The sequence below is a fragment of the Glaciecola sp. SC05 genome, assembly GCF_041380235.1.
Lineage (GTDB): Bacteria > Pseudomonadota > Gammaproteobacteria > Enterobacterales > Alteromonadaceae > Glaciecola.
This window is the reverse complement of the sequence record NZ_JBGIYY010000001.1, coordinates 110259-124164: the sequence shown is the minus strand read 5'-3', so window position 1 is coordinate 124164 and position 13906 is coordinate 110259. Positions and strand designations below refer to the sequence as shown.

The window sequence follows — 13906 nt, the reverse complement described above, 5'->3', positions numbered from 1 at the left end:
CAAAGTTATTGAAAAAGAAGGCTGACGTTATCAGCACCTAATGTGTGGCTTAAACTGCTTAACAGTTCGTCCTGCGGCGTAACAAACCAGGTTGCCGATGTTGCCAATACTGCACTTGCATCTGCATGTTCAATTTGAATATGCAAAGGGCAACTGCCGCCTCGATATGGTTGTAGTATATCCTGAATCTTTGCCACTGACGACACCGTGCACTGCGAAGCTTGAAGATTCAAGCGAAGCTGGCGCACATATTTGGTTCGCGCCTGCATTAATGTCAGTACTTCCACAGCGTTCATTGTATTGCCGCCGCTGTATTCATCAAAGCTGACCTGTCCTTTTATCCACAATAAATTATCAGACGCCAGCACTTCTTCGTAGCGTTCATAAACTTCAGGGTAGAGTCTAATATCAATCCGTGCCGACTTATCATCTAAGGTAACAAGTGCCCAGCGCCGACCTTTTTTATTCGTCATTACCCGCACGCCCAGCACCAAGCCAAGCGTACTGATATAGTTTTCTTTGCCTGTGGGTTTCAAATCGACCAAGCGAGCATCGGTATATTGCTTTATTTCGTCCACATATTGGTTTATCGGATGACCAGTCAAATATAAACCTAGGGTTTCTTTTTCACCGTCTAGCCAGATTTTTTCAGACCATTTTGGCACCTGTTTAAAAGCATGCTCAACGTCTTCAGGCTCTTGGGTGTCCATGCCAAACAAATCACCCTGCCCTGCAGCTGCTGCCTTAGCGGTTTGCACAGCCGTATCTAGAGCGTCCTTTATAGTCGCCATAAGAGATGCTCTATGAGGTCCCAAATTGTCTAATGCACCTGACAGTACCAATTTCTCAAGGACGCGCTTGTTGATTTTTTTGATATCGATTTTTTCGCAAAAATCAAATAAGTCGCTAAATGAACCATGTTCTTCTCGCGCCTGAATAATTGACTCGACCGGACCTTCACCCACACCTTTAATTGCGCCTATACCGTACACAATATGACCGTCACTATTTACAGTAAATTTGTACTGACCGGCGTTTACGTCAGGGGGCAATATCGTCAAACCCATACGATTACACTCATCCACCAAAGTCACAATTTTGTCGGTGTTATCCATATCAGCAGAAAGTACCGCTGCCATAAACTCAGCCGGATAATGTACTTTTAACCAAAGTGTCTGGTAAGACACTAGGGCATAAGCAGCCGAGTGAGATTTGTTAAAACCATAACCGGCAAATTTTTCTACTAGATCGAATATTTTAATAGCTAGATCGGGGTCAATACCATTATCCGCTGCGCCTTGTTCAAAACTGGCGCGCTGCTTGTCCATCTCTTCTTGTTTCTTTTTACCCATCGCACGACGCAGTAAATCAGCGCCGCCAAGCGAATAACCGCTCATCACTTGGGCAATTTGCATAACCTGCTCTTGGTACAAAATAATGCCGTAAGTGGGCTCTAAGATTTCTTGTAGGCATTCATGCTGGTAGTCTTTATCAGGGTACGAAATTGCTTCTCTACCGTGCTTACGGTCAATAAAGTTATCTACCATGCCTGATTGCAATGGTCCGGGTCTAAACAAGGCAACCAGTGCGATAATGTCTTCAAAGCTGTCTGGTCTAAGGCGCTTAATTAAGTCCTTCATACCGCGTGATTCAAGCTGGAATACAGCGGTAGTTTCTGCGCGTTGCAATGACTGAAAAGACGGCGGGTCGATTAGCGGGATTTGCGTAATATCGATGTGCTCACCGCGCACTTCTTTGATCATATCGATGGCCCACTGAATAATCGTCAGCGTGCGCAAGCCCAAAAAATCAAATTTGACTAAACCTGCGGTTTCTACATCATTCTTGTCAAACTGCGTAACCGGGTTCGCACCCACATCGTCGCAATACAGTGGAGAGAAGTCGGTAATGGTGGTGGGCGAAATGACCACACCACCAGCGTGTTTACCCGCGTTGCGAGTAACACCCTCTAAAATCCGTGCCATGTCGATGAGTTCTTTTACCTCCTCATCGCCGTCATAGGCTTGATGCAGTCTTGGCTCCACGTCAAACGCTTTTTTAAGGGTCATGCCAGGGTCACCGGGGATCAGCTTCGAAATTCTGTCGACAAAACCGTAAGGGTGGCCGAGCACACGCCCCACATCTCGAATAACCGCTTTAGCCGCCATCGTGCCAAATGTAATGATTTGAGATACCGCATCGCGACCATACATTTGCGCCACATGATCAATCACTTCGTCGCGTCGGTCCATGCAAAAGTCGATGTCAAAATCAGGCATGGATACCCTTTCAGGATTAAGAAAGCGCTCAAACAGTAAATCGAACTCTAAGGGGTCTAAATCGGTAATATCTAACGCATAAGCGACTAACGAGCCAGCACCAGAGCCACGCCCCGGACCGACGGGAATATTGTTATCCTTACTCCACTGAATAAACTCCATCACTATTAAAAAGTAACCAGGGAAGCCCATTTTGTTGATTACTTCTAGCTCAATGGCTAAACGCTCATCGTAAGCAGGCCGATTTTCAGCACGAACACCTTCATCTGGAAAAAGTTTTAACAAGCGTCGTTCGAGACCTTCTTCAGAAACTTTAATCAAGAAGTCTTCGGTGGTCATATCACCCGTAGGAAATTGCGGTAAAAAATACTCGCCTAGGGTGAGTTCAACATTGCAACGTTTTGCAATTTCAACAGAATTCTCCAACGCCTCTGGAATGTCTTCAAACAGCTCACACATTTGCGCTTCAGAGCGCATAAATTGCTCTGCGGAATAGCGTTTAGGACGACGGTTATCATCCAAAGTATAGCCATCGCTAATACATACTCGAACTTCATGCGCTTCAAAATCTTGCTCTTGCAAAAAGCGTACTTTATTTGTAGCAACGACCGGAATCGACAGCTCAGATGCTAGCTCTATGGCATTGGCTATATGGGTATTTTCATTGGGATGACCAACGCGAGTAAGCTCGATGTAAAAGCGATCAGCAAAATGTGTTTGATAAAACTGCGCGATATTATGCGCCAGCGGCATTTTTTGTTGAGCTAGGGCTTGGCCCAAGTCGCCATGCAAACCGCCACTTAGCAATATTACACCTTCATTGAATTGGGCTAGCCATTCTTGTTGAATGACGACTTTGTGCTGAATATGACCTTGCAAGTAGGCTTTTGAAATAATGTTGGTGATATTTTTATAGCCGGCCATATTCATCGCTAAGAGCGTAACCTGCACAATCTCATCTTCGATAAACGTGCTGAGAATATTCACTTCGCAGCCTATGACCGGTTTAACTCCCTTAGCGTACGCAGAAGAATAAAACTTAACTAAACCACACAAATTCATTTGGTCGGTAATGGCAATAGCGGGGATCCCGAGCTCCACAGTCGCGTCAAGAATAGGGTTAACCTTATTTAGGCCGTCTATCATTGAGTAATCACTGTGCACGTTCAAATGCACAAACTTAGCACTCATAGACTTGTCTCTACTTGCTGATTCAGACTGAGATTAATATATGTCATGTTTTGCTAATAGCTCCTGAATGCTGCTTTTGTATTGCGTTTTGCACGGGTTTAAAACTCTTGCGATGGCTCTCTAAAGGGCCATATTCATTCAATGCAGCTAAATGCGCTGCGGTCGGGTAGCCCTTGTGGCGCTCAAAGCCATACTCTGGATATTGTTGATGCAGCATTACCATATCATTATCACGCGCGACTTTGGCAATAATCGATGCTGCTGCAATTTCTTGAAATAAGTCATCGCCTTTTACAATCGCTTCACTTTCATATTCCCAATTGGGGCAACGATTGCCGTCGACTAACACCTTATGTGGCTTTACGTTTAGGCCTGCGACTGCGCGAGTCATGGCTAGCATGGTGGCTTGTAAAATATTCAATTCGTCAATTTCTGTCGGGCTACAGCGACCGATAGCCCACGCGATAGCATGCTCTTGAATTTGAAGATTGAGATACTCGCGCTTTTTGGCACTGAGTTTTTTAGAATCTCGTAAGCCTTCAATCGGCTTTTTAGGATCTAAAATAACCGCGGCGGTGACCACGTCACCTATCAACGGTCCTCGTCCAACCTCGTCCACGCCAGCAATTAACCTGCTCACTATGAGTGGCTCTCAATTAAGGCTAACACCGCCTTAGCTGCCTGTTCGTCTGCGCCTTGCTTTAATCGCAGATGCTGCTCGCGGTAAGCATATAGCAACAAATCTTGATTGCGCTGAAGTTGCTCAAGCAGGTTTTGACACAAATTAGCTGGATTGACTTGCTCTTGTAACAGCTCCGGCACCAATGCTTGGCCTGCCAAAATATTGGGTAGAGCAAAATAATCGGGTTTATATAAACGCTGCATGATCAAATAGGTTAACCCAGACATTTTGTACGCAACCACCATTGGCCGCTTGCATAACATGGCTTCGAGAGAAGCAGTACCGGACGTCAGCAATACTACATCAGATGCAATCATGACGTCTCTTGCCGGGCGTTGAGTAACGGTGAGCCTGAAATCTGGCTTTAGCTCAGCTAATAAAGCCTCAATTTGAACGAGCCGTGCTTTATTGGCAGCCGGGATCAACACATGCAGTTTGTTGTCTTGATGTTGCGCATACAAACTGGCTGCTTGCAAAAACACCGGCAGCATCGACGCTATCTCTTTAGCACGAGAGCCGGGCAAAATGGCCAGTACGTGTTCGTCCCTAGCCATGCCCAATTCTAAGCGCGGCTGCTCTCTATCGACTTCTAGGGCGATGGTGTCGGCTAAAGTGTGACCAACATATTGATAAGGCACTTGGTATTTATCATAAATCGCCTGCTCAAATGGAAAAATCCCCAGCACTAAATTGGTTGCCGCGGCAATTTTATGAATTCTAGACTCTCGCCAAGCCCATATTGTCGGGCTAACGTAATGAATTGTCTTAATGCCGTGAGCTTTCAACTTTTTTGCAACCGGCAAGTTAAAATCGGGGGCATCTACGCCAATATATACATCAGGAGGATTTTCAATGAAGTAATTTACAATTTGTTTTCTGATGGAGAGTAAACGAGGAAGGTGCTTTACCACCTCAACTAAGCCCATTACTGACAGTTCGTTGATATCTACAAGAGATTGCGTGCCTTGAGCAATGAGATGATCACCGCCCACACCGACGACTTCACAATTTGGATATAGCTGCTTGAGTGATTTTATTAAACCGGCACCAAGTACGTCACCTGAGGCTTCGCCAGCGACAATGCCAATTTTAAGTACCCGAGAATTAGGCATTAATGTGCAAGGAACTTATCGAGCGATGCCACGATTGGCTTGCTGCAAAAATTCAGACATGACTTTAATTTCATCAGCATTAGCGGCCATTTCATTGATAATACTAAGGGCTTCATCAAAGGTATTCCCATTGCGATACAGCACTTTATATGCACGTTTTATATTAGTAATCATGTCGGGGCTGAAGCCACGGCGCTTAAGGCCTTCTGAATTAATCCCTTGTGGAATATTTTTCATACCGCTAAACATCACATATGGTGGTAAATCTCTTAAAAGTACTGCGCCGCCACCGGTAAAAGCATGTGAGCCGATATGACAAAATTGATGCACGGCTGTCATACCGCCTAAAATTACAAAGTCTCCCACATGAACATGACCGGCAACCGTTGCATTGTTGGCAAAGATGTTGTCGTTACCGACTTGACAATCGTGGGCCAAATGCGTGTTCACCATCATTAAATTGCGATGGCCAATTTTGGTAATGCTTTTATCTTGAGTCGTACCGCGATGAATGGTGCAAGATTCTCTGAACACATTGTCGTCGCCAATTTCAAGATAGGTAAGTTCACCCGCGTATTTTTTATCCTGACAGTCTTCGCCAATGGAGCAAAACTGAAAAAACGTATTTCTTTTGCCGATTTTTGTGTGGCCTTTGATCACCACATGGCTCTTTAATATGCTGCCATCGCCAATTTCAACGTTATCTCCCACCCAACAAAATGGGCCAATTTCAACATTTTCACCGATACTGGCACTTTGCGATATTACCGACGATGAATGGATCATACTAAAGGTCTCTCATAGCGCACATAAAATCAGCAACGCACACGTCTTTGTTGCCGACCTTTGCAACACCTGAAAACTTCCAAATGCCGCGACGTTCTTTAATCAACTGTATTTCAATATCGAGGCGGTCGCCAGGCACAACCGGATACTTGAAACGCGCTTTGTCGATGCCCGCATATAAGTACAACTGGTCGTTGTTACCCATGGTTTTGAAACCCAAGATTCCAGCGGCCTGAGCCATTGCTTCAAGTATTAAAACGCCCGGAAATATAGGTTGCTGCGGAAAATGACCGGTAAAACAAGGTTCGTTTATAGTGATATTCTTGTACGCTGAAATCGATTTATTTAAAACATGATCGGTGACGCGGTCAATTAATAAAAAAGGATATCGGTGCGGCAGCAGCGACATTATTTCATTTATTTCGATGGTATTGAGCGAATTTGCCAAGCCAGTCTCCTAATGTATTTGGCTAGATGTCCTTTTTTGGACAAGGTCGCACTATAAGATACGGTGTTGAGAGGAAAAAACAAATCAGACCAACGGATGCTGGTCTGATTTATGGGTAGAAATTAGTTTGCTTTAGAAACGCGGTCTAATACCTGCTGAGAAATATCGAACTCTTCTTTTGCAAAAGGGACCGACTGGGCGTTAAGTACCATATCATAATCTTCTGCGGCTGCTATGCCATCAATGGCTTGCTTAATCAGCCCTAAAAGCTTGTTACGCTCTTCAGCGGTGCGATTTTGCATGTTTTGCTGCAAAGGCTGACCTTTTTGCTGCATTTGCTGACCAAGGGTAGTGATCTGCTGCTGAAGCTGCAGTTTTTGCTCTTCACTCATAGTGGCCGCTTCGCGCTGCAATTTTTCAACTAAGAAGTTACCTTCTTCGCGCATTGCGGTGACTTCTTGAATTTGGTCTTGAAATTCTGCATTAATTTTTTGCTCAATAACCGCAACCTGTGGTAAAGATTGCAAGACTAGCTGAACATCAATTACACCGACTTTTTGTGCTGCGCTTGCCATTGTAGAAACAATAGACAAACCTAATATGGCTGCAATTGACAGCGCTTTATTTAAACTTTTCAATGTAAACTCCTTTGGGTTTGTTATACATATTACACGTAAATTTTGATGGGGCGGATTATACCCTGTCTAGAATGTTGATCCAATGTTGAAAGTAAAGAATCTTGCATCATCCCCATCCCTTTCCTTCAACGCACGAGAAAAACTAAATACCATTGGTCCCATAGGTGATATCCACTGCACCGAAACACCCGCAGAACTCCGATACAGCTTCCAATCGCTGTAGTCAGCCAAAGGATCGCTGTTTTGCTGCACCGTTAAATTTTCGAACTCTGCAAAATTAAACTCCGTGTCCCATACGTTACCTACGTCATAGAACACACTGGTGCGTACTGAGTTATCAAAATCCTCTTCCAAAAATGGCGTGGGTACAATGAGCTCTAAACCACCAATTAACATTGCATTACCGCCCAAACTTCTTTGCGATAAGCCAATGGTGTCTTGACTCGGATCTCTTAATATCGGCACGCCAGTAGGTGAGTTGGTTAATGTACTAGGGAATCTGACTACTCCGCGCGGCCCAACCGTATTGTTCTCAAAGCCTCTTAAGGTATCTGCACCACCGGCCGTAAAGTTTTCGTTAAATGGCAAAATTTGTTCAATGCCGTCGGTCTCACCGTAGCCATTACCATAACCAAATCTTAATCTTGCGAGCACTGACCAGCGCTGACTGCGAGTTAACGGGAAGTACCATTTACCGTCACCAACAATTTTAAAGTAGTTCACTTCAGAGTTAGGTGTCGTGGCACTAAAAGACGCCCGTTGAGACGAACCTGCAGTTGGAAATAAACCCCGATTTAAAGTGCTGCGACTCCAGGTTACGGAGCCTAAGAAACTGTCATAGTTGATCGGTGCGTCTGGGTCTACACGGTCCGCAAACTGGTCGTAAAAACGGCTGGTTTGCACAAAGTTTGTATTGTCATCACTTAACTCGACGCTTGAATATGTTAAGCCAAAGCTGATGCGGTTCACTTCGTTGATTGGATAACCGATATTCGCGCCTACTGACCAGCGCTTGCTGTTGTACTGAATAACACCAAAGTCACCCCCGTCAAATTCACTGTAGGCGACACTGCCGCCTAAGCTGATACCGTCGATGGTGAAAAACGGGTCTAAATAAGTAAGCTGCGCTTGTTTTTGATACGATACAGTCGATACATTTAAACCTACTCGTTTACCCGTGCCTAAAAAGTTGTCTTGTTGAATGCCCGCTTGCAAACTCAACTTTGTTGCATCGCCATAGCCGATGCCTGCATTGAATGAACCAGAGGCCTGCTCTTTAACCGTAAAGTCAACATCGACTTTGTCGTCTATGCCCGGCACCCGAATCGTTTCGTATTCAACATTTTCCATATAAGTTAAGCGCGAAAGTTGGGCCTTTGAGCTGTCAAGTAGTGGCTCTGACAACCAGGTTCCTTCCATTTGATTGACGTTTTGACGAAGCACTGCATCGGATGTAATGGTGTTACCCACAAAATTAACGCGGCGCACGTAAATTCTTTTACCGGGATCTACTGAAAGCGTCAGCTTTACGGTTTTATCGTCTTCGTTGATTTCTGGAATAGTGGTAACGGTTGGATAAGCATAGCCAAAACGGCCTAGATATTTAGAGATGAAATCTTCGGTGAATGTCACCTCTGCTTGGTTGTACAAATCACCTGATTCTAGAGGTATAACTTGCGCCAAAAACTCTTCAAAGCCAAGTAAATCACCAACCAGCTCGACTTCAGAGATATTGTATTGCTCGCCCTCTGATACATTCATGGTCACGTAAATACCGTCTTTCTCAGGGGTCATAGAAACCTGAGTAGAGTCGATAGAAAACTTCAAATAACCGCGGTCTTTATAGTAACTCGTGATATTTTCCATATCGCCAGAAAGCGTTTGCTGCTGATAACGAGTTTCTGAAAGGAAATCCCACCACGCTGCATTAAACTTGAGCTCCATTTGTTTGAAAAGCTCGTCATCAGGGAATAACTCGTTACCGACGATATTGATTTGTTGGATTTTCGCCGCATCGCCTTCTTCAAATAAGAGTTTTAAATCAACTCTGTTACGAGGCAATGGCGTAATAATTGCGGTTACATCGGCATTGTATTTACCAATAGAATAAAAGAAATCTTTCAAGCCGTTTTCGATAGATGTGATGACCGTTCTGTCAAGCGGCTCACCAATCCGTATATTTGAATTGTCGAGGCTTTCTTGCAACTGCTCATCTTTGATATCGTCGTTACCTTCAAACACGATGTTGCTGATGGTTGGGCGCTCTGAAACCTGCACGACCAAAATATCGCCATCGCGGTAGATATTGACTTTTTCAAAGTGAGTAGACGAGTATAAAGACCGAATCAGTTGAGTAACCCTGAAGCGATTCATGGCATCGCCTCGCTGCACCGGGAGATAGGTCAGAGCTGCGCCTAGGGCAACTCTTTGTAATCCTTCTACACGGATGTCTTCAACTACGAAGTCATATGCAGTTTGCGCAAATGACGATGAAGAGAACAGCAAAATGGCTGCAAAAACGAGTTTAGTACACTTCATTAACTATCTATATTCCAAGAAACAGTTGCCAGACATTATTATGATTATGTATTGCGCAGGATGTCATTGACGATTGCTGTCGCCATTACTGCAAACAGAATCATACCGCCAATTTTAAATCCTACCTCCTGAATCGCCTCTGACACCGGCTTTCCAGTAATCCATTCGATGGTAAAGTACAACAGATGCCCGCCATCTAAAATGGGTAACGGCAAGAGGTTGATGATACCAAGATTTACGCTAATAAGCGCCAAAAAACTTAAAAATGCGACAATTCCGATACTCGCACTCATACCTGCTCCCTGAGCAATCGAAATTGGGCCACTCAGGTTCTTTACCGATACGTCTCCGGTTAACAATTTGCCGAGCATTTCCATGGTTACACCCATTAAACGCCAAGTTTGTGCGGCGCCATCTACCAAGGCGTCCACTGGTCCTAGCTGAATGTTTTGAATATACTCCGGCGGCCACGTGTCCTGAAACGGTATTACTCCCAAATATCCTTGGCTTGGTGTGTCTGCTTTTTGACCAAAGGTGAGTTCTAAGTCTACCATTTGATCTTCGCGAAGCACCTCAACCCGGGCGGTTTGATTTGGACGTTGCTCGATAAAGTCGACTATTTGGCTCCATTTTTCCATAGAGGTTCCATCTATTTTTTCGATCTTATCATTTACTTGCAATCCACCTCTGTCAGCTGGACTGCCTTCCTCAACAAATCCGAGCTTTGTAGTCAGGGCTGGGGTAAACCTTTGAAACCCAATAGCACTAAATAAATCAGGTTGATCAGGGTCGATCTTCCAACCATTGATTGGAATATTGTGCGTTTGGGTCACGCCATTAGTTTGCTTTACAGTAACTGGAATGACATCCTCACCACTGTAGGTAGATAGTTCAATCAGCACATCTCGCCAATCGTTGGTATCGTGTTGACCCACCGCGATGATTTTATCGCCGCTTTGCAATCCGGACTGAGCCGCAAAGGTATCAGGCGTAATCTCACCGATGACAGTTGTTGGCGTTTGCTGTCCAATCATGCCAATGGCGGCTAATGCAAATATAGCAAAAATGAAATTGACCAACGGCCCCGCGGCCACTATTGCAAAGCGCTGCCACACCGGTTGAAAATTAAAGGCCACAGACTCTTGTGCTGGAGAAACCGCATCGACTCTGCCATCTAGCATGCGTACATAACCCCCAAGTGGGATCATAGCAATCACAAATTCCATGCCGCTTGAGGTCACTCTCCGATAAATTGGTTTCCCAAAACCAATTGAAAACTTCAGAATTTTGACCTTGCAAAGCTTTGCAACGTAATAGTGACCCCATTCATGCACCGCAACTAAGATACCAAGCGCAATCACAAAAAATAGAATATTGCGGGCAATTTCTAGCATTGTGTCGCCTCACTGATAATCGTATTGACCATCTCGCTTGCTAAAGCTCTGCAATTTGCATCGTGAGACAAAATATCCTCAATAGAGTTAAGAGTCGGGCTATGCATTTGTTCAACTACCGCTTGATTAACCATAAATATATCGGTGAAACAAATCTGTTCCGCTAAAAATGCTTCAACCGCAATTTCATTTGCAGCATTAAGGGCCGTTGTCGCCGCCTGGCCTAAACGGCTGGCGCGCATGGCTAAAAATAAATTTGGAAAACGCTCTGGTTCAGGTGCTTCAAATGTAAAGTTGGCTTGTTCAAAAAAGTTCAAAGCCTCAACGCCCGATTCTATGCGCTGCGGATATGCGAGTGCATGGGCAATCGGCGTGCGCATATCGGGGTTGCCCATTTGCGCAAGGACAGAGCCGTCTTTGTATTGCACCATTGAATGAATAGTACTTTGAGGATGTATTACCACTTTTATATTGTCCTCATGTATGCCGAATAACCATTTTGCTTCAATAAACTCCAAACCCTTGTTCATCATCGACGCTGAATCTACAGAAATCTTGCGACCCATATCCCAATTTGGATGAGCACAGGCTTGATCGGGTGTTACATTTTTTAGCTCATCAGGCATGGCCTCACGAAATGGGCCACCCGATGCAGTCAATAACAAGTGCGATATTCCGCTAGCGTTAGGATTCGCATATTCATAATTTGTAGGTAGACACTGAAAAATAGCATTATGTTCACTATCGATTGGAATTAGGGTGGCTTTATAGGTTTTTACGGCGTCCATAAACAGCTCACCAGACATCACCAGTGACTCTTTATTTGCTAACAATACTTTCTTACCGGCCTTCACCGCAGCAAGAGTCGGTAATAAGCCTGCTGCACCTACAATCGCCGACATCACCGTATCAACGTGTTTGTGGCTAGCAATATCAATTAAGCCTTGCTCACCACAGCAGATGTTGATGGTGCTGTCATGGGGCAAAAGTGATGCCAGAGTAAGCGCGTCTTCTTGATTATTCACAGCGATCACTTGAGGAGCAAACTGCTCGGCAATTTTGGCAAGTTTATGAAGTTGTGAATGCCCCGATATTGCATAAACCGAATAACGCTTAGGATGCATAGCAATGACGTTGAGCGTGCTAGTACCTATAGAACCAGTAGCACCAAGAATTGTGATACTCTGATGTTGCTGGGTGTCTTGCAAAGAGGCTGTATCAAGCACTAAGCCATCCACAGCATATAGCAAAAGGCAAATACCGGAAATGCGGCGGTTAAACTGTCGATTCGATCCATAACGCCACCGTGGCCTGGTAACAACTTCCCGCTGTCTTTGATACCCGCGCAGCGTTTCACCATCGACTCGTTTAAGTCACCCAAAGCTGACACCGCGACGGTTATCATACCAATCACCACATGAATTCCAATTTGCGATGACTCAAACTGATAATGCATAGCGGCAAAGGCAATGATCGCAAATGAAGCAGTAACACCACCGGCTAAACCTTCAAGGGTCTTACCCGGGGATACGTTAGGACGTAGTTTATGTTTCCCAAATTTAACCCCAACGAAGAATGCGCCAATATCGGCTGCCCAAACAATCCCGAGAACATAAAATAGCAATGAGGCGCCATAGTTAGGGTCAACTTCGTAGAGACTCGTGCGCAGACTAACCACTGCTATCCAAGTTGGAATGAGCGTAAGTACACCAAACGTCGCCCGGATCGCGATGCTGTCTTTCCAAGATTCGCTGTATTTTGGATAGGCAATGATCATCGCTAAGGATAGCGCCCACCAAAACACTGAAATCCAAAGCCAAAACGCATAAACAGGATGCAACACACCTTGCCGCCAGATAGATTCGGCATCGACAGTCAAAATTAAAATTGCGCAGATAACGGCGATAAAAAGTGTAAACCAACCTTTAAAAATTCGCGCGGTAATACCCGACATATTAGCCCACTCATATGCCCCGAGGCATATCACGCCTGCTACCGCTAACTTAAATCCCTCAATGGGTAAAAATAAAATCGCAAATAATGCAATGGGAGCAAGTATGACGGCGGTGATAATGCGCTGTTTTAACATACCTTCGGCTCGATATCTTGAGTCATAATTTGTTCTCCCGTTTGACCAAATCTGCGTTGACGCTGGGCAAAATCGTCTACGGCCTGCTGAAACATTTCTTTATTGAAGTCTGGCCATAGTGTCTCAGTAAAATAGAACTCTGCGTATGCACATTGCCAAAGCAAAAAATTACTAACTCGATGGTCGCCACCGGTTCGAATCAACAAATCAAGCTCTGGCAAACCTTGCGTGCTGATATGTTGTTCAAAACACTCTTCATCTATCTTGTCTATGCTTAGCTCACTTGCCGCGACTTTGCTCATAATGGTTTTAGCGGCATTGATAATATCCCAACGCCCACCGTAATTTGCCGCAATATTCAAGGTGAGCGACTGATTGTTCGCGGTGAGTGCTTCAGCTTCAGCAATTTTGGTTTGGAGCTTTTTATCAAAACCCGTTATGTCGCCGATTACTTTAAATTTTATATCGTTTTTATTTAGCTTTTTAACTTCGCTTTTTAATACCAAACTAAAAAGCTCCATCAATATACTGACTTCGTCTTTTGGTCGTTTCCAGTTCTCGCTTGAAAAGGCAAATAGCGTGAGAGAATCGATACCCGTTTCTCGTGCAAAGGCAACCGACGCACGCACAGCCTCCACCCCGGCTTTGTGGCCAAAGGTACGATGCTTTTTGCGCTGCTGAGCCCAACGCCCATTACCATCCATGATGATGGCTACGTGGCGCGGTATTTTCAGCATAATAGGCTCTTG

At 44.7% G+C, this 13906-nt stretch carries 11 protein-coding genes; all 11 read right to left on the bottom strand.

Annotation, left to right across the window (positions count from 1 at the left end):
* Window positions 1-5: 5 nt before the first annotated feature.
* Window positions 6-3470, bottom strand: coding sequence for a DNA polymerase III subunit alpha (dnaE, locus tag AB9H30_RS00530; RefSeq protein ID WP_371192616.1), 3465 nt, complete (start codon window positions 3468-3470; stop codon window positions 6-8).
* A gap of 43 nt (window positions 3471-3513) precedes the next feature.
* The gene (gene rnhB / locus AB9H30_RS00525) at window positions 3514-4110 is read right to left on the bottom strand and encodes a ribonuclease HII (protein ID WP_371192615.1); all 597 of its coding nucleotides are present in this window, start codon (window positions 4108-4110) and stop codon (window positions 3514-3516) included.
* Window positions 4110-5264 (bottom strand): lipid-A-disaccharide synthase, encoded by a 1155-nt coding sequence (gene lpxB / locus AB9H30_RS00520; protein WP_371192613.1) that lies wholly within the window; start codon window positions 5262-5264, stop codon window positions 4110-4112. Before lpxB ends, rnhB begins: the two co-directional genes overlap by 1 nt.
* 15 nt (window positions 5265-5279) lie before the next feature.
* Window positions 5280-6050 carry an acyl-ACP--UDP-N-acetylglucosamine O-acyltransferase gene (lpxA, locus tag AB9H30_RS00515; protein WP_371192611.1) on the bottom strand — a complete coding sequence of 257 codons (771 nt, stop codon included), beginning with the start codon at window positions 6048-6050 and terminating at the stop codon, window positions 5280-5282.
* A 1-nt stretch (window position 6051) separates the two neighbouring features.
* Entirely contained in the window at window positions 6052-6498 is a 447-nt protein-coding gene (gene fabZ / locus AB9H30_RS00510; protein WP_371192610.1) for a 3-hydroxyacyl-ACP dehydratase FabZ, read from the bottom strand.
* Between the two features lie 122 nt (window positions 6499-6620).
* On the bottom strand, window positions 6621-7136 hold the full coding sequence (locus AB9H30_RS00505; RefSeq protein ID WP_371192608.1) for an OmpH family outer membrane protein: 516 nt from the start codon (window positions 7134-7136) through the stop codon (window positions 6621-6623).
* A 66-nt stretch (window positions 7137-7202) separates the two neighbouring features.
* The gene (bamA, locus tag AB9H30_RS00500) at window positions 7203-9674 is read right to left on the bottom strand and encodes an outer membrane protein assembly factor BamA (RefSeq protein WP_371192606.1); all 2472 of its coding nucleotides are present in this window, start codon (window positions 9672-9674) and stop codon (window positions 7203-7205) included.
* Between the two features lie 44 nt (window positions 9675-9718).
* Window positions 9719-11068, bottom strand: a complete 1350-nt coding sequence (gene rseP / locus AB9H30_RS00495) for an RIP metalloprotease RseP (RefSeq protein ID WP_371192605.1) — start codon at window positions 11066-11068, stop codon at window positions 9719-9721.
* Window positions 11062-12294, bottom strand: coding sequence for a 1-deoxy-D-xylulose-5-phosphate reductoisomerase (gene ispC / locus AB9H30_RS00490; protein WP_371192604.1), 1233 nt, complete (start codon window positions 12292-12294; stop codon window positions 11062-11064). Before ispC ends, rseP begins: the two co-directional genes overlap by 7 nt.
* The gene (locus AB9H30_RS00485) at window positions 12294-13157 is read right to left on the bottom strand and encodes a phosphatidate cytidylyltransferase (RefSeq protein WP_371192603.1); all 864 of its coding nucleotides are present in this window, start codon (window positions 13155-13157) and stop codon (window positions 12294-12296) included. The genes ispC and AB9H30_RS00485 overlap by 1 nt, the downstream gene beginning before the upstream one ends.
* Window positions 13151-13894 (bottom strand): polyprenyl diphosphate synthase, encoded by a 744-nt coding sequence (uppS, locus tag AB9H30_RS00480; RefSeq protein WP_371192602.1) that lies wholly within the window; start codon window positions 13892-13894, stop codon window positions 13151-13153. The genes AB9H30_RS00485 and uppS overlap by 7 nt, the downstream gene beginning before the upstream one ends.
* Window positions 13895-13906: the final 12 nt, after the last annotated feature.